Annotated in this window: 13 protein-coding genes and 1 pseudogene; 4 read left to right on the plus strand and 10 right to left on the minus strand. The window is 72.1% G+C overall.

Annotated features, from left to right (window positions below):
• Window positions 1-42 precede the first annotated feature (42 nt).
• The gene (locus IH50_RS0120105) at window positions 43-1,278 is read left to right on the plus strand and encodes an FUSC family protein (protein ID WP_030863872.1); all 1,236 of its coding nucleotides are present in this window, start codon (window positions 43-45) and stop codon (window positions 1,276-1,278) included.
• A gap of 42 nt (window positions 1,279-1,320) precedes the next feature.
• Here the strand turns inward: IH50_RS0120105 and IH50_RS0120110 are convergent, their stop codons facing one another.
• The 10 genes and pseudogenes from IH50_RS0120110 to IH50_RS0120155 form a co-directional block, all read right to left on the minus strand.
• A complete protein-coding gene (locus tag IH50_RS0120110) occupies window positions 1,321-2,049 on the minus strand; it encodes a DUF2470 domain-containing protein (protein WP_030863876.1) in 729 nt (242 codons plus the stop codon).
• A gap of 350 nt (window positions 2,050-2,399) precedes the next feature.
• Window positions 2,400-2,585 (minus strand): annotated as a pseudogene (locus IH50_RS39940) (sigma factor); the annotation flags it as partial.
• 22 nt (window positions 2,586-2,607) lie between these two features.
• Window positions 2,608-3,351 (minus strand): PIG-L deacetylase family protein, encoded by a 744-nt coding sequence (locus IH50_RS0120120; RefSeq protein ID WP_030863881.1) that lies wholly within the window; start codon window positions 3,349-3,351, stop codon window positions 2,608-2,610.
• 57 nt (window positions 3,352-3,408) lie between these two features.
• Window positions 3,409-4,710, minus strand: a complete 1,302-nt coding sequence (locus IH50_RS0120125; RefSeq protein ID WP_030863884.1) for an alpha/beta fold hydrolase — start codon at window positions 4,708-4,710, stop codon at window positions 3,409-3,411.
• A 100-nt stretch (window positions 4,711-4,810) separates the two neighbouring features.
• On the minus strand, window positions 4,811-5,836 hold the full coding sequence (locus IH50_RS0120130) for a LacI family DNA-binding transcriptional regulator (protein ID WP_030863886.1): 1,026 nt from the start codon (window positions 5,834-5,836) through the stop codon (window positions 4,811-4,813).
• Between the two features lie 249 nt (window positions 5,837-6,085).
• Window positions 6,086-6,406, minus strand: coding sequence for an L-rhamnose mutarotase (locus IH50_RS0120135; protein ID WP_030863889.1), 321 nt, complete (start codon window positions 6,404-6,406; stop codon window positions 6,086-6,088).
• A 31-nt stretch (window positions 6,407-6,437) separates the two neighbouring features.
• Entirely contained in the window at window positions 6,438-7,523 is a 1,086-nt protein-coding gene (gene rhaS / locus IH50_RS0120140) for a rhamnose ABC transporter substrate-binding protein (protein WP_030863892.1), read from the minus strand.
• 28 nt (window positions 7,524-7,551) lie between these two features.
• A complete protein-coding gene (locus IH50_RS0120145) occupies window positions 7,552-8,565 on the minus strand; it encodes an ABC transporter permease (RefSeq protein WP_030863894.1) in 1,014 nt (337 codons plus the stop codon).
• The gene (locus tag IH50_RS0120150; RefSeq protein ID WP_030863897.1) at window positions 8,558-9,598 is read right to left on the minus strand and encodes an ABC transporter permease; all 1,041 of its coding nucleotides are present in this window, start codon (window positions 9,596-9,598) and stop codon (window positions 8,558-8,560) included. The genes IH50_RS0120145 and IH50_RS0120150 overlap by 8 nt, the downstream gene beginning before the upstream one ends.
• Complete coding sequence (locus IH50_RS0120155; RefSeq protein WP_030863900.1) at window positions 9,595-11,112, minus strand: sugar ABC transporter ATP-binding protein; 1,518 nt, start codon at window positions 11,110-11,112, stop codon at window positions 9,595-9,597. The genes IH50_RS0120150 and IH50_RS0120155 overlap by 4 nt, the downstream gene beginning before the upstream one ends.
• 260 nt (window positions 11,113-11,372) lie before the next feature.
• On the opposite strand from IH50_RS0120155, the gene rhaI reads away from it, so the two are divergent.
• From rhaI to IH50_RS0120170, 3 genes are all read left to right on the plus strand, one after another.
• Window positions 11,373-12,533 (plus strand): L-rhamnose isomerase, encoded by a 1,161-nt coding sequence (gene rhaI / locus IH50_RS0120160; protein WP_030863904.1) that lies wholly within the window; start codon window positions 11,373-11,375, stop codon window positions 12,531-12,533.
• 133 nt (window positions 12,534-12,666) lie between these two features.
• Complete coding sequence (locus IH50_RS0120165) at window positions 12,667-14,706, plus strand: bifunctional rhamnulose-1-phosphate aldolase/short-chain dehydrogenase (RefSeq protein WP_030863907.1); 2,040 nt, start codon at window positions 12,667-12,669, stop codon at window positions 14,704-14,706.
• The gene (locus tag IH50_RS0120170; RefSeq protein WP_030863910.1) at window positions 14,703-16,148 is read left to right on the plus strand and encodes a rhamnulokinase; all 1,446 of its coding nucleotides are present in this window, start codon (window positions 14,703-14,705) and stop codon (window positions 16,146-16,148) included. The genes IH50_RS0120165 and IH50_RS0120170 overlap by 4 nt, the downstream gene beginning before the upstream one ends.
• Window positions 16,149-16,159: the final 11 nt, after the last annotated feature.

A 16,159-nucleotide genomic window follows, 5' to 3' on the forward strand; every position in this document is an offset into this window, starting at 1 on the left:
TGAGCACGTTCGTCGCGTCCGGGGAAGGGGAACCGTCCCAGGATGCAAGTGGTACGTGAGATGACAGCGCCGGCCCTCGAGTTCGTCAAGCGGCACCGGGACCCGGTGACCGTGCAGATGGTGAGGTCGGCCGCAGCGGCGACCGTCGCCTACGTCATCGCGCTGCGGCTGAGTCCGGAGGCCGCCCCGCTCACCGCGCCGCTGACCGCGCTGCTCGTCGTCCAGGTCACCCTGTACTCCACGCTCACCACCGGGGTGCGCCGGGTGAACTCCGTGGTGACCGGCGTCGTCGTGGCGATCCTCTTCAGCCTGCTGGTGGGTCTGACCTGGTGGAGCCTGGGTCTGCTCATCCTGGCGTCGCTGATCGTCGGCCATCTGGTGCGGGTGGACGAGTTCGTGCCCGAGGTGGCGATCAGCGCGATGCTGGTGCTCGGGGTGACCACGCACGGGGACACCGCCTGGGCCCGGATCGTGGAGACGCTGATCGGGGCGATCGTCGGGATGGGGTTCAACCTCCTGCTCGCCCCGCCCGTGTGGGTGGAGGAGGCCGGCGAGTCGATCGAGGAGCTGGCGCGCCGGGTGCGGCAGCTGATGCTGCGGATCGGCGAGGAGGCGTCGGGCCGTACGCCCCCGCACCGCGCGGCGGCCCGGCTGCACGAGGCCCGCCGCCTGGACCACGACATCACCGAGGTCGACGCGGACCTCCGGCAGGCGGAGGACAGCCTGCGGCTCAATCCGCGGGTGCGTGAGGGCCTGCTGCACCGGGTGGTGCTGCGCACCGGCCTCGACACGCTGGAGATCTGCACGGTGGTGCTGCGGGTGCTGGCGCGCACGCTGACCGACCTGGCCAAGGAGCGCGACCCGGAGCGGCTGTTCGATCCGGAGACGGGCGCCGCCTTCGAGGAGCTGCTGTCCGAGATCGCGGACGCCGTGGTCAGCTTCGCGGTGCTGGTGACCACGAGCGTGAGCGCGAACGCCGAGTCGGCGGAGGAACGGCTCGCCTCCCAGCTGCGGCAGGCGGCCGCCACCCGCGACAGGCTGGCCCGGCTGCTCTTCGAGCAGGCCCGGCGCGACGCCCGCCAGTGGCAGTTGCTGGGCGCCGTGCTGACCGAGGTCAACCGCATCCTCGACGAGATGGACACCGAGCACCGCACGCGCCGGCTGTTCGAGGAACTGGACCGGCACTCGCAGGAGCAGCGCGAGCGGCTGCCGCGGCTCACCCGGATGCGGGAGCGGCTGCGCCGCAAGCGCGGGGGCGCCTCCCGCCGTTCCACGTGACGCACCCGGCCGGGGGCCACCCGTGCGGCCGGAGTCCCCGCGTCATACGTCGCCGTCCGTGCGCTGCCGCTGCAGCGCACGGGGGCAGGAGGCGGCGCTCGCCTGGGCGAGCAGCACGTGCATGCGCTCGGTGAGCTGGGAGACGTCGTCGGCGGGCGCGTGGAACGGCAGGCGCACGTCGCCGTCCGTGCGGAGGCGTTCGATGCGCAGGGTCAGTCCGTGCCGGTCGACGGCGAGCGGCTGGACGCGGACCGCGCCGTGCAGGCTGCCGTGGTCGACCAGCCGGGTCAGCCGTTCGACGGCGTCGGCGTGGCAGTCGGCGAGGTGGGTCAGCAGCCGGGCCTCGGCGGTGGCGAGCCGGTCGGGCTCGGCGGCGGCGAACTCCTCGACGTCGACGACCAGGGCGCCGGACGGCTGCCGCAGCACCACGCGCGTGGGCCGGAGGACGAGGTGCCCGTCCCGCACGGCGAACCAGCCGGCCAGCCACAGCCGGGCGCGGATCCGGTTGCGTACGGGGACGGGTGCCACGTCGGCGAACTCCAGTACGGCGGACGGCTCGCCGCGGGGCGCGCAGAGCGCGGCGGCGAGCAGGGCGCTGTCCTCGGGCACGTGCAGCAGCACCCGTCCGTCGTCGGTCACGCCGTGCGCGCCGACGAGCTTCTCCCGGGTGCCCTCCGCGGTCACCGTGCAGGACCACGCGGCGGCGAGCACCGAGCGGGCCCGCTGCGCCGCACCGGGCGCGGCCGTCCAGTCGTGCGTGTCGTCAGCCATCCCCGAACCTCCTCTTAGGTAAGCCTTGCCTAACCTACCGAAGATCGGGGTGCGCGCCAACCGGGCCGCCCGATCTCCACGCGGCCTTTCCGGGCGCGTGGGGGCCGGACGGGGTGGGTCACGCGGCCCGGCGCTTGCCGGGTGTCTCCTCCGGAGGGGCCCGGAGGAGACACCTCCAGCCCTCCCGTACCGCCCTGCGGCACGACTGCCCGCGGCTACCGCACGTGAGCGAGGCGGTCCGGGCCGGCCAGGATGTACATGCCGGTGATGCGGTGGCCGGTGACGGTGACGGACATGACCGACCGGATGCGGCCGTCGACCACGCCGAGCAGTCCCAGGGAGTCGTTGACCAGGGCCGTCCGGCCGGTCACGGTGGTCAGCCGGCCGCCGAGGTTGCCGATGCCGTCGGTGCCGGTGCGGCCCCGTCTCCGCCAGGCCTCCTGGACGGCGTCCTCCGCCTCGGTCAGCGAGCCGAGCATGCGGTAGGCGACCGCCTCGAGGTGCCCGCGGTGCTCCTCGAAGCGCTCCGCCGGCAGTTCCCGGCCACGTTCACGGAACTCACCGGGGAAACAGCTCGAAGGCGACCGCGGGCCGGTTCCCGAACCGCTTCCCCGTCTCCTCGGCGAAACCGGTCAGCAGACCGCGGGCGTACGCCTCCGGGTCCTCGTCGGTCAGCGCCTCGATGTAGGTCCGGTGCTCGAGCAGCGACGCGATCGCCCGCTCCAGCCCGTCCGTCACGTCCACCGCGTGCGTGGGGCTGCCGGAACCGGCGACCGCCACCCAGCGGACGCCGTTCCAGGGTTCGAGGCCCCGCTCGGTCAACTCCGGGAAGATCCAGCGGTTGCCGGCGTCACCGGCCGCGTCGAGCACGGCCCGCCCGACGGCCACGTGGTCCGGGGTGTTCCAGTAGGTGCCGCCCCAGGTGTCCCGGTGGTTCAAGGTGATCACCAGCTCGGGCCGGTACCGGCGGATCGCGGCGGCGATGTCCCGGCGCAGCGCGGGGCCGTACTCGACGACCCCGTCCGCGTGGTCGAGGAAGTCGACCTCCGAGACGCCGACCACGGCCGCGCTCGCCCGCTGCTCGCGTTCCCTGAGCGGGCCGCACTCCGCCGGCTCCAGGGTGTCGATGCCCGCCTCGCCGCGGGTCGCCAGCACGTAGGAGACCTCGCGGCCGGCGTCGGTCCAGGACGCGATCGCCGCCGCGCAGCCGTACTCGAGGTCGTCCGGGTGGGCCACCACGGCCAGGGCGCGCCGCCAGTCGTCGGGCATGGGTGGGAGTTGACTGGTCGTCGGCTCGGTCATGTCCGCAGACTAACCCGCCGTACCGGCATCCCGCCGGGTCCGCGCCCGGACCCGGACTCACATCTCGTCGCGCGCCAGGGCGAGCAGCCGGTCCAGGACGCGGGGACCGCCGGCCCGGACGCCGTCGTGCTCGAACTCGTCGGTGACCCAGGTGCGCAGGCCTCGGATGGCGCGGGCCGTCTCCAGGGAGTGGGTGGTGTCGACGTACATGTCGTCGTGGTAGACGGCCGCCGCGGCCGGGACCTCGTTGACGGCCAGGCGCGCCGGGTCGTACAGGGGTGTCCAGTCGGTGCGCGCGGCGAGCAGGTCGGCGGTCTCGCGCAGCGGGCGCAGCGCGGGGTCGCAGTCGAACATCCAGGGGTGAACGGTCTCGCCGGTGAACAGCAGCGGCTCGTCGCCGGCGAGCGTCTTGGCCGCGTCGAACCGCGGGAACTCCGCGCGCACACGCTCGGCCGACCAGGCGGTGGGGCGGGCGTCCTGGCCGTAGATCGCCTCGTGGACGAGTGCGTACAGCGGGTGTCCGGCGTACGACAGCAGGCCCTGTGCCTGCTCCTGGAAGGCGTCGGAGAGTTCGGGGCCGCCCGGGGTGCGGACGAAGGCGTCCTCCAGGAGGTGGTGCAGCCGGTGGCTGCCCTCGCCGCTGCCGAGCATCCGGCCGAGCGACTGGAACGCCTCGACGGTGAACCGGTAGCCGTTCGGGAGGACGACCTCGTGGGTGAGGAGGTGGTCGGCGATGCGGCGGGCGCGTTCGACGTCCTGCGGGTAGCGGGCGTAGTGCGCGGCGACCTTGCGCTCGACGCGCGGGTAGGCGGCCCGGTAGACGTCGTCGGCGTGGGCGTCGAGGGAGGGCAGTCCGCCGGTGATCAGGGCGGTGTCCAGGCCCTCGGGGGCGGTGGAGAGATAGGCGACGGTGCAGAAGCCGCCGAAGCTCTGGCCGAGGACGGTCCAGGGGGCGCCGCCGGTCACCTGGGGGCGGATGGTCTCGCAGTCGCGCACGATGGAGTCGGCGCGGAAGCGGGTGAGGAAGTCGGCCTGTGCGGCGGGGCCGCCGCGCAGCGGGAGGGTCTGCCGGTTGGCGGGGGTGGAGGCGCCGGTGCCGCGCTGGTCGAGGAGCAGGACCCGGTAGTCCTCCAGGGCCCGGCCGAGCCAGGCCTGCTTCCCGACGAAACGGTTCGCCCCGAAGCCGGGGCCGCCCTGGAGATAGAGCAGCCAGGGCAGGTCCTGGCCGGCCTTGTCACTCGCGACGGCCTCACGCGCGTACAGCTCGATCGTCTCCCCCGAGGGGTCGTCGTGGTCGAGGGGCACGGTGAACCAGCGGTCGGTGAGGACCACGCCGGGCTGGCGGTAGCTGACGGTCAACGGGACTCCCGGGACGAACGGATTGTCGGACCGTGACCCAGTTCAGCACATGTTCGTCCGGCCAACGAGCCCGGGATCATGGAATCTTGCGCAATGTCCGTCAGCGGGCCGTCAGGCTGGAGCGCCGGACCACCAGTTCCGGGCGGAGCACGACCCGGCGGTGCTCGTGCGGCTCGGCGGTGCTCCCGCCCTCGGTCTCCTCCAGCAGCAGCTCGGCCGCCAGGGCCCCCATGGTGACCGCGGGCTGCCGCACCGAGGTCAGCGGTACGGCGGCCGCGGCGGCGAACTCGATGTCGTCGTAGCCGACGATCGCGAGGTCGTCGGGGACGCCGACGCCGGCCGCGTACATCGCCTGGAGCACACCGAGGGCGAGCAGGTCGTTGGCGCAGAAGACGGCGGTGGGCCGGTCGGCGAGTCCGAGCAGGCGGGCGCCCGCGTCGCGGCCGGCGGCGACGTCGAGCCGCTCGGTGGGCAGTTCGCGCAGGTGGTCGGGGCCCAGTCCGGCCTCGGCGAGGGCGTTCAGGGCGCCGGTGCGGCGGTCCCGGACCTGGTTCAGTCCGGGCGGGCCGCAGACGTACGCGATGGAGCGGTGCCCGGCGTCGACGAGGTGCCGCACCGCCAGCGCGCCGCCCGCGACGTCGTCCACGGAGACAGAGCACTCGGTGGTGCCCTCGGCGACCCGGTCGACCAGGACGAAGGGGATGCCGTGCCGGCGGAACGCCTCGATGTTGCGGCCGGTGGCGTCCGCCGGGGTGAGCAGCACGCCCCGCACCCGCTGTTCGGCGAAGAGGGAGAGGTACTCGGCCTCCTCGCCCGGGTTCTGGGCGCTGTTGCAGACCATCACGCCGAGTCCGGCCTCGCGGGCGGCGCGTTCGGCGCCGCGGGCGACGTCGACGAAGAACGGGTTGCCCATGTCGAGGACGAGCAGGCCCATGATGCGGCTGCGGCCGGCACGCAGCTGGCGGGCGGACTCGCTGCGCACGTAGCCGAGCCGGTCTATGGCGGACAGCACCCGGGCCCGGGTCTCGGCGGCGACCGTGTCCGGGCGGTTGATCACGTTGGAGACCGTGCCGACGGACACTCCGGCGACGCGGGCGACGTCCTTGATACCCACCGACTGGGCCATCGGGCAGGGACCTCCAGAAAGAGCGGGGCGACGCGGCGGGCCATCACACTACCGGCAGCGCCGCCCCTGAGCGGTCACGGTCAGGCGGGCAGCCTGAGGCCGACTACGTGCGGGGGGAAGGGTGTCGTACCGGTGGACTTCTCCCGGTACACGGCCGACGGCACCCCGTCCCGGGCGACGCGCGTGTCGGCGGCCCCTCGGCACCGCGCCGGCCGGGAGGGTGCGTCGTCCCATCGCGGGCCTCCGTCGTCAGGCGAGGTGGAAGACCTCGGTCAGCGGTGTCATCGCCTCGTCCGGCCGGGAGCCGTCGAGGGACTCGAAGAAGGGGGACATCTCGGCCTGCCAGCGGGCGTTGACCTCGGTGGCCTCCATGCCCGCCTTGGCCGCCTCGAAGTCCTCGGTCTCCAGGTAGCCGACGAGGAGGCCGTCGTCGCGCAGGAAGAGGGAGTAGTTGTGCCAGCCGGTGGCCGAGAGCGCCTCGCACATCTCGGGCCACACGGCGGCATGGCGTTCGCGGTACTCGGCGATCCGGTCCTGTCGGACCTTGAGCAGGAAACAGACGCGTCGCATGAAGTACCGCTCCTTCAGGGGGAAGTGGGGATCAGAAGTCGAACTGGTCGATGTTCTCGGCGTTGAAGACGGTGGGCTTGCCGAGGTTGATCACGCCGTCCTTGCCGATGGTGTACTCGCCCATCGCGCCGGCCGTGAAGGTCTCGCCCTCCTTGCCGGTGATCTGGCCGGAGGACAGGGCGACGGCGGTGCGGGCGGCCAGCTCGCCGAGCTTGGCCGGGTCCCAGAGCTCGAACGCCTCTACGGTGCCGTTCTTGACGTACTTGCGCATGTCGTTGGGGGTGCCGAGGCCGGTCAGCTTGACCTTGCCCTTGTACTTGGAGCCGGACAGGTACTGGGCGGCGGCCTTGATGCCGACGGTGGTCGGGGAGATGATCCCCTTCAGGTCCGGGTACTCCTGGAGCAGGCCCTGGGTCTGCTGGAAGGACTGCTGGGCATCATCATTGCCGTAGGCGACCTTGACCAGCTTGATGTCCTTGTACTTGGGGTCCTTGAGTTCGTCCTTCATGAACTCGATCCAGGCGTTCTGGTTGGTCGCGGTCTGCGCGGCGGACAGGATCGCGATCTCGCCCTTGTAGTCGATCTGTTCGGCGAGCAGCTGCACCTCGGTGCGGCCCAGGTCCTCGCCGCTGGCCTGCGAGACGAAGGCGTTGCGGCAGTCGGGGGTGGTGTCGGAGTCGTAGGTGACGACCTTGATGCCGTTCTTCATGGCCTGCTTGAGCGCGGTGCACAGGGCGCCGGGGTCCTGTGCGGAGACGGCCATGGCGTCGACCTGCTGCTGGGTCAGGGTGTTGACGTAGGAGACCTGGCCGGCGGTGTCGGTGGCGCTGGAGGGGCCGACCTCCTTGTAGGTGGAGCCCAGTTCCTTGACTGCCTTCTCGCCGCCCTTGTCGGCGCTGGTGAAGTAGGGGTTGTTGACCTGCTTGGGCAGGAAGCCGACGGTCAGGCCCTTCTTGGTGGCCGCGTTGGGGTCGGCCTTGCCGGCCGGGGCCGCCGCGCCGCCGCCCTCGTTCTTGACGTCCTCCTTGGTGGTGCCGCCGCAGGCGGTGGCGGCCAGGGCGAGCGAGGTGACGGCGGCGAGGGCCGCGCAGGTACGGCGGATGGATGCCTTGCGCATGGTGGGTTCCTTAGAGGACGAGAAGGAATCAGGGGGTGGCGGTGGGGGCCTTGGAGACCGGTGGTGACGCGGTGGCCCGGCGTCCGGCCCTCGCGACGGCGATCTGCCGGGCGACGCGCGGTCCGAGCACGGACAGCACCAGGAGCACACCGGTGACGACGATCTGCGACTGCGCGGAGACGTCCTGGAGGCTCATCACGTTCTGCAGCGCGCCGAGCAGGAACACACCGGCGATCGCGCCGCCGAGCGTCCCCTTGCCGCCGTCGAAGTCGATGCCGCCGAGCAGTACGGCCGCCACGACGGAGAGTTCGAGGCCGGTGGCGTTGTCGTAGCGGGCGCTGGCGTAGTGCAGTGCCCAGAAGACGCCGGTGAGGGAGGCCATCAGGCCGGTCAGGGTGAACAGGATCAGCTTCTGCCGCTTGACGCGGATGCCGGCGAACCGGGCCGCCTCCTCGCTCGCGCCGACCGCGAACAGCGACCGGCCGAACGGGGTGGCGTGCAGGGTGACGACGGCGATGGCGAGCAGCACCAGGAAGGGCAGGAGGGCGTACGGGACGAACGTGTCACCGATGCGTCCGGCGGCGAAGTCCAGGTACGGGGTGGGGAAGTCGGTCACCGCGTCGGAGCCGAGCACGATCTGCGCGATGCCCCGGTAGGCGGCCAGCGTGCCGATGGTGACGGCGAGGGACGGCAGTCCGAGGCGGGTCACCAGCAGGCCGTTGACCAGGCCGCAGACGACGCCGATGACGAGGCAGATCGGGATGATCGTCTCGATGGTCATGCCCTGGTTCCACAGGGCGCCCATCACCGCGCCGGACAGGCCGGCCGTGGAGGCCACGGACAGGTCGATCTCGCCGGAGACCACGAGCAGGGTCATGGGCAGGGCGATCAGCGCGATCGGCAGGGTGTTGCCGATGAGGAACGACAGGTTGAGCGCGTTGCCGAAACCGTCGACGGTGGTGAAGGACAGCAGCAGGACGACGACGAGCAGGGCGCCGACGACCGTGTCCCAGCGGACCGCGCGCGTGAGGGACTCAGGCATGGCGGGCGTTCCTCTTCTTCAGGGCGGAGGCCACGCGCAGCGCGACGATCCGGTCGACCGCGATGGCGAGGATGAGCAGGATGCCGTTGATGGCGAGCACCCACACGGAGCTGACGCCGAGGGCGGGCAGCACGCTGTTGATGGAGGTCAGCAGCAGCGCGCCGAGGGCCGCGCCGTAGACGCTGCCGGAGCCGCCGGTGAAGACCACGCCGCCGACCACGACCGCGCTGACGACGGTGAGTTCGTAGCCGTTGCCGGTACTGGAGTCGACGTTGCCGAACCGGGCCAGGTACAGGGCGCCGGCGAGGCCGGCGAGGGCGCCGCAGAAGGTGTACGCGGCGAGGATCCGCTTGCGCACGGGGATGCCGGCGAGCCGGGCGGCCTCGGGGTTGGAGCCGAGCGCGTACAGCTCGCGTCCGCTGCCGAAGTGCTTGAGGTAGTACGCCGTCGCCACCAGCACCGCGAGCGCGATGAGCGCCAGGTAGGGCACGGCCGAGATGCCGCCGGAGCCGAAGTCGACGAACCCGCCGGGCAGGTCGGCGGCGGTGATCTGGCGGGAGCCGACCCAGATGGAGTCGATGCCGCGGATGATGTAGAGCGTGCCGAGGGTGACCACGAGGGCGGGGACCTGGCCGAGGCTGACGAGCAGGCCGTTGAGCAGTCCGAAGCCGATGCCGAGCAGCACGGCGAGGGCGACGGCGACGACCGGGTTCCCGCCGCCCTGGAGGTAGGTGCCGGCGGCGAAGGCGCTGATGCCGAGGGTGGAGCCGACGGACAGGTCGACGTTGCGGGTGATGACGACCAGGGACTGGCCGGTGGCGACCAGGACCAGGATGGTCGCGTTCAGCAGCAGGTCCTTGATGCCCTGTTCGGACAGGAACTCGCTGTTGCCGGCCTGGGTGACGGCGATCATCACCAGGAAGACGACGAGGATGGCGAGTTCGCGCATCTTGAAGACGCGGTCCGCCAGCCGGGTGGCGCCGGCCTTCGGTGCCTCGGCGACGGGGGCTTCTCCGGGAGCGGCGACCGTCATGCGGCGGCCCTCCCCGTGGCTGCGGCCATCACGGTTTCCTCGGTGGCGTCGGTGCGGGGGATCTCGGCGGTGAGCCGGCCCTCGTGCATCACCAGCACGCGGTCGGCCATGCCGAGGATCTCGGGCAGGTCGGAGGAGATCATCAGGACGGCGACGCCGTCGGCGGCGAGCTGGGAGAGCAGCCGGTGCACCTCGGCCTTGGTGCCGACGTCGATGCCGCGCGTGGGCTCGTCGACGATCAGCACCTTCGGGCCGGTGGCGAGCCACTTGGCGAGGACGACCTTCTGCTGGTTGCCGCCGGACAGGGTGTTCACCGTGTCGGCGATCCGGGCGTACTTGACCTGGAGCTTGACGGCCCAGTCGCGGGAGCGGCTGCGTTCGGCGCCGCGGTCCATCAGGCCGGCCTTCACGGTCGTACGGAGTCCGGTGAGGCCGATGTTCCGCTCGATGGACATGTCCATCACCAGGCCCTGGGCCCGCCGGTCCTCGGGGACCAGGGCGAGGCCCGCGGCCATGGCCGTGGACGGGGCGCCGTTGGTGAGCTTGCGCCCGTCGACCTCGACCTCGCCGGCGTCCCAGCGGTCGACGCCGAACACGGCGCGGGCCACCTCGGTGCGTCCGGCGCCGACGAGTCCGGCCAGGCCGACGATCTCGCCGCGCCGCACGTCGAAGGAGACGTCGGTGAAGACGCCCTCGCGGGTCAGCCGGCGCACGCTCAGGGCGATCTCGCCCGGCGTGACGTCCTGCTTGGGGTAGAGCTCCTCGAGGTCGCGGCCGACCATGCGGCGGACCAGGTCGTCCTCGGTCATGCCCTCCAGCGGCTCGCTGGAGATCCAGGCGCCGTCGCGGAGCGTGGTGACCTGTTGGCAGATCTCGAAGATCTCCTCCAGGCGGTGGGAGATGAACAGCACCGCGGCGCCCTGCTCGCGCAGGGTGCGTACGACGCCGAAGAGGCGGGCGACCTCGCTGCCGGTGAGGGCGGCGGTGGGCTCGTCCATGATCAGGACGCGGGCGTCGAAGGAGAGCGCCTTGGCGATCTCGACGATCTGCTGGTCGGCGATGGACAGGCCGCGGGCCGGACGGTCCGGGTCGAGGTCGACGCCGAGCCGCCGCATCAGGGCGGCGGTCGCGTCGTGGGTGGCGCGGTGGTCGATCCGGCCGAGCGCCTTCCGGGGCTGCCGGCCCATGAAGATGTTCTCGGCGATCGACAGGTCGGGGAAGAGCGTGGGCTCCTGGTAGATCACGGCGATGCCGGCGTCGCGGGCGTCACCGGGTCCGTGGAAGACGACCGGCGCGCCGTCGAGCAGCACCTGGCCGGTGTCCGGACGGTGCACTCCGGCGAGCGTCTTGATGAGGGTCGACTTGCCGGCTCCGTTCTCGCCGGCGAGGGCGTGCACCTCCCCGGGGAACAGCTCCAGGGAGACGTCCCGCAGGGCGCGGACCGCGCCGAAGGACTTGGAGATGCCCTTCAGCGCGAGAACCGGGGCCGGACCCGTGTCGGACGGGTGGGTCATGAGGGCTCCTCGACGACGCCGACGGGAGGCCCCACGACGTCGTGAAAGGTTTCAACTGGGTTGCCGGGACGTTAGGCGCGCGACGCATGTCACGTCAATGGGTCCCAGCCGAAAAACTTTCGACACCTTCAGGTCTCGGCCTGGTCACGGAGGACCGTCTGTGCCGGAGGGGTTGACACCCCTTCGGGAGACCCATAGCTTCCCGTTCTGAATCGTTTCACTCAGTGGTCGTTACGACCCGATGTCACAGGAGCCCTGACGTGACCGAGCTCGCCGCGGTGAAAGCCGCTCTCAAGACACAGGCCGTGGAGACGCCGTCCTGGGCGTACGGGAACTCGGGGACCCGGTTCAAGGTGTTCGCGCAACAGGGCGTCCCCCGCACCCCGCAGGAGAAGCTCGACGACGCCGCCCAGGTGCACGCGTTCACCGGTGTCGCGCCGACCGTGGCGCTGCACATTCCGTGGGACAGGGTCGAGGACTACGCGGCACTGGCCAAGCACGCCGAGGACCGCGGGGTGCGGCTCGGCGCGATCAACTCCAACACCTTCCAGGACGACGACTACAAGCTCGGCAGCATCTGCCACCCGGACGCGGCGGTGCGCCGGAAGGCCGTCGACCACCTGCTGGAGTGCGTCGACATCATGGACGCGACCGGCTCCAAGGACCTGAAGCTGTGGTTCGCCGACGGGACGAACTACCCCGGACAGGACGACATCCGCGCCCGCCAGGACCGGCTCGCCGAAGGGCTCGCCGAGGTGTACGAGCGGCTCGGGGACGACCAGCGGATGCTGCTGGAGTACAAGTTCTTCGAGCCGGCGTTCTACACGACGGACGTGCCGGACTGGGGCACCGCCTACGCGCACTGCCTGAAGCTGGGCGAGAAGGCACAGGTCGTGGTCGACACCGGTCACCACGCTCCGGGCACCAACATCGAGTTCATCGTGGCGACGCTGCTGCGGGAGGGGAAGCTCGGCGGGTTCGACTTCAACTCGCGGTTCTACGCCGACGACGACCTGATGGTCGGCGCCGCCGACCCGTTCCAGCTGTTCCGGATCATGTACGAGGTGATCCGCGGGGGCGGGTTCGCTCCCGAGGTGGCGTTCATGCTCGACCAGTGCCACAACATCGAGGCGAAGATCCCGGCGATCATCCGTTCCGTCATGAACGTCCAGGAGGCGACGGCGAAGGCGCTGCTGGTCGACCGGGCGGCGCTGAGCGAGGCCCAGGCCTCCGGGGACGTGCTCGAGGCCAACGCGGTGCTGATGGACGCGTACAACACGGACGTGCGTCCGCTGCTGCGCGAGGTGCGGGAGGAGATGGGGCTGGACCCCGAGCCCCTGGTCGCCTACCGGCGGTCCGGGTGGGCGGAGAAGATCGTCGCCGAGCGGGTCGGTGGGGAGCAGGCCGGGTGGGGGGCGTGAGCGTCTGCCCCGTGCTGTTCGTCGCGGCCGGCCGGCCGGCCGCGCCCACGCGGCGGTAGCCGCACATCGACACAGCCCCGCGCCCCTGGAGGGGCGCACCACTCACCCTCTTTCACGTAAGGACTGGACGTTCATGGCAACCCATCCCGAAGCTGCCGCTCTGCTCGCTCGATCGCACCGGCTCGGGGCCGATCCCCGCAACACCAACTACGCCGGCGGCAACACCTCCGCCAAGGGCACCGGGACCGACCCCGTCACCGGGGGCGACGTCGAGCTGATGTGGGTCAAGGGGTCCGGGGGCGACCTCGGGACGCTGACCGAGGCGGGGCTGGCCGCGCTGCGGCTGGACCGGCTGCGGGCACTGACCGGTGTGTACCCGGGTGTCGAGCGCGAGGACGAGATGGTCGCCGCGTTCGACTACTGCCTGCACGGCAAGGGCGGTGCGGCCCCGTCGATCGACACCGCGATGCACGGGCTCGTCGACGCCGCGCACGTGGACCACCTCCACCCCGACTCCGGGATCGCGCTGGCCTGCGCGGCCGACGGGGAGAAGCTGACCGCCGAGTGCTTCGGCGACACCGTGGTGTGGGTGCCGTGGCGGCGGCCCGGTTTCCAGCTCGGGCTGGACATCGCCGCCGTGAAGGAGGCCAACCCGCAGGCCATCGGCTGTGTGCTCGGCGGGCACGGCATCACCGCGTGGGGCGACACCTCCGAGGAGTGCGAGCGCAACTCGCTGCACATCATCCGCACCGCCGAGGAGTTCCTCGCCCAGCGCGGCCGGCCGGAGCCGTTCGGCCCCGTGATCGAGGGGTACGAGGCGCTGTCCGAGGAGGAGCGGCGGGAGCGGGCCGCCGCGCTGGCGCCGTACGTCCGCGCCGTCGCCTCGCAGGACCGGCCGCAGGTCGGCCACTTCGACGACTCCGACGCCGTACTGGACTTCCTGGCCCGCGCCGAGCACCCGCGGCTGGCCGCGCTGGGCACCTCCTGCCCGGACCACTTCCTGCGCACCAAGGTCCGCCCGCTCGTCCTGGACCTGCCGCCGTCCGCCCCGCTCGACGAGGCGGTCGCCCGGCTGAAGGAACTCCACGCCGCCTACCGCGAGGAGTACGCCGCCTACTACGCGCGGCACGCGCAGCCCGACTCCCCCGCGATGCGCGGCGCCGACCCGGCGATCGTGCTGGTGCCGGGCGTGGGCATGTTCAGCTTCGGCAAGGACAAGCAGACCGCGCGGGTGGCCGGCGAGTTCTACCTCAACGCGATCAACGTGATGCGCGGGGCCGAGGCGGTCTCCACGTACGCGCCGATCGAGGAGTCGGAGAAGTTCCGCATCGAGTACTGGGCGCTGGAGGAGGCCAAGCTCCAGCGGATGCCGAAGCCCAAGCCGCTCGCCACCCGGGTGGCGCTGGTGACGGGTGCGGGCAGCGGGATCGGCAGGGCGATCGCCCAGCGGCTGGTGGCCGAGGGCGCGTGCGTCGTCGTGGCCGACCTGAACGGGGAGAACGCCGAGCGGGTCGCCGAGGAGCTGGGCGGATCCGACAAGGCCGTCGCCGTGACCGTCGACGTGACGTCCGAGGAGCAGATCGCGGACGCCTTCAAGGCCGCCGTGCTCGCCTTCGGCGGGGTCGACCTGGTGGTGAACAACGCCGGGATCTCGATCTCCAAGCCGCTGCTGGAGACGACCGCGAAGGACTGGGACCTCCAGCACGACATCATGGCCCGCGGTTCCTTCCTCGTCTCGCGCGAGGCGGCCCGGGTGATGACCGCGCAGGAGCTGGGCGGCGACATCGTCTACATCGCGTCGAAGAACGCGGTGTTCGCCGGCCCGAACAACATCGCCTACTCGGCCACCAAGGCCGACCAGGCGCACCAGGTGCGACTGCTCGCCGCCGAGCTGGGTGAGCACGGCATCCGCGTCAACGGCGTCAACCCGGACGGTGTGGTGCGCGGCTCCGGGATCTTCGCGGGCGGCTGGGGCGCCAAGCGCGCCGCCGTGTACGGGGTGCCGGAGGAGAAGCTGGGCGAGTTCTACGCCCAGCGGACGCTGCTGAAGCGCGAGGTGCTGCCCGAGCACGTGGCGAACGCCGTGTTCGCGCTGACCGGCGGCGACCTCACCCACACCACCGGACTGCACGTCCCGGTCGACGCCGGCGTCGCCGCCGCGTTCCTGCGATGAGCACCGTGAAGTCCTACGCCGCGGTCGACCTCGGCGCGTCCAGCGGACGCGTCATGGTCGGCCGCGTCGGCCCCGACAGCCTGGAGCTGACCGAGGTCAACCGCTTCCCCAACCGGCCGGTGCGCGTGCCCGAAGGGCTGCGCTGGGACGTCCTGGCGCTGTACGCCGGGGTGCTGGACGGGCTGAGGGCGGCAGGCCGGGTGGACTCCGTCGGCATCGACAGCTGGGCCGTGGACTACGGGCTGCTGGACGCGGACGGGGCGCTGCTCGGCAACCCGGTGCACTACCGCGACGGCCGCACCGACGGGATCGCGGAGAAGGTGTGGGCGACCGTGCCCGCCGGGGAGCTGTACGCGGCGACCGGTCTGCAGTACGCGCCGTTCAACACGCTGTACCAGTTGACGGCGGCCCGCGGCTCGGCCCAACTGGCAGCGGCGAAAAGGCTGTTGCTGATTCCGGATCTGCTGACGTACTGGCTGACCGGCGAGCAGGGCACGGAGCTGACCAACGCCTCGACCACCCAGCTGATCGACCCGCGCACCCGCGACTGGGCGCACGGGGTCGCGGAGCGCCTCGGCATCGACCTCTCGCTGTTCGCGCCGCTGCGGCATCCCGGGGACGCGGCCGGGGTGCTGCGGCCCGAGGTGCTGGAGGAGACCGGGCTGGCCGGGCCGGTCCCGGTGACGGCGGTCGGCTCGCACGACACCGCGTCCGCGGTGGCCGCCGTCCCCGCGGACGGCGAGCGGTTCGCGTACATCTGCACCGGCACCTGGTCGCTGGCCGGTCTGGAGCTGGACGCGCCGGTGCTCACCGAGGAGAGCCGGGCCGCCAACTTCACCAATGAGCTGGGGCTGGACGGCACGGTCCGCTACCTGCGCAACATCATGGGCCTGTGGCTGCTCCAGGAGTGCCTGCGGGCCTGGGGACAGCCGGATCTGGGCGCGCTGCTGCTCGACGCGGCCAAGGTGCCGGCGCTGCGGTCGGTGGTGGACGCCGGGGACGCGGCGTTCCTCGCGCCCGGGCGGATGCCGGAGCGGATCGCCGAGGCCTGCCGGGACTCGGGCCAGCCCGTGCCGGCCACCCCCGCCGAGACCACCCGGTGCATCCTCGACTCGCTCGCCCTGGCCCACCGCAAGGCCGTCGAGGACGCGCAGCGGCTCTCCGGGCGGTCCGCCGACGTCGTGTACATCGTGGGCGGCGGCACCCGCAACGCCCTGCTGTGCCAGCTCACCGCCGACGCCTGCGGGCTGCCGGTGGTGTCCGGGCCGGCGGAGGCGGCGGCGCTGGGCAACGTGCTGGTGCAGGCCCGTGCCCACGGACTGGTCGGCGACCTGGCCGGGATGCGGCGGCTGCTCACCCGTACGCAACCGCTGACGCGGTACGAGCCGCGCGGCGGTACGCAGCGGTGGCGGGCGGCGCAGGCCCGGCTCGCCCGGGGCTGACGCGGTCTCCC

The sequence above is a fragment of the Streptomyces sp. NRRL S-37 genome (genome assembly GCF_000721605.1).
GTDB lineage: Bacteria > Actinomycetota > Actinomycetes > Streptomycetales > Streptomycetaceae > Streptomyces.

Bases quoted from the DNA above. Each gene is read 5' to 3' on its own strand.
- IH50_RS0120105 (WP_030863872.1), top strand. From the start codon at position 43: ATGCAAGTGGTACGTGAGATGACAGCGCCGGCCCTCGAGTTCGTCAAG.
- IH50_RS0120110 (WP_030863876.1), bottom strand. From the start codon at position 2,049: ATGGCTGACGACACGCACGACTGGACGGCCGCGCCCGGTGCGGCGCAG.
- IH50_RS0120120 (WP_030863881.1), bottom strand. From the start codon at position 3,351: ATGACCGAGCCGACGACCAGTCAACTCCCACCCATGCCCGACGACTGG.
- IH50_RS0120130 (WP_030863886.1), bottom strand. From the start codon at position 5,836: ATGGCCCAGTCGGTGGGTATCAAGGACGTCGCCCGCGTCGCCGGAGTG.
- IH50_RS0120135 (WP_030863889.1), bottom strand. From the start codon at position 6,406: ATGCGACGCGTCTGTTTCCTGCTCAAGGTCCGACAGGACCGGATCGCC.
- rhaS (WP_030863892.1), bottom strand. From the start codon at position 7,523: ATGCGCAAGGCATCCATCCGCCGTACCTGCGCGGCCCTCGCCGCCGTC.
- IH50_RS0120145 (WP_030863894.1), bottom strand. From the start codon at position 8,565: ATGCCTGAGTCCCTCACGCGCGCGGTCCGCTGGGACACGGTCGTCGGC.
- IH50_RS0120150 (WP_030863897.1), bottom strand. From the start codon at position 9,598: ATGACGGTCGCCGCTCCCGGAGAAGCCCCCGTCGCCGAGGCACCGAAG.
- IH50_RS0120155 (WP_030863900.1), bottom strand. From the start codon at position 11,112: ATGACCCACCCGTCCGACACGGGTCCGGCCCCGGTTCTCGCGCTGAAG.
- IH50_RS0120165 (WP_030863907.1), top strand. From the start codon at position 12,667: ATGGCAACCCATCCCGAAGCTGCCGCTCTGCTCGCTCGATCGCACCGG.
- IH50_RS0120170 (WP_030863910.1), top strand. From the start codon at position 14,703: ATGAGCACCGTGAAGTCCTACGCCGCGGTCGACCTCGGCGCGTCCAGC.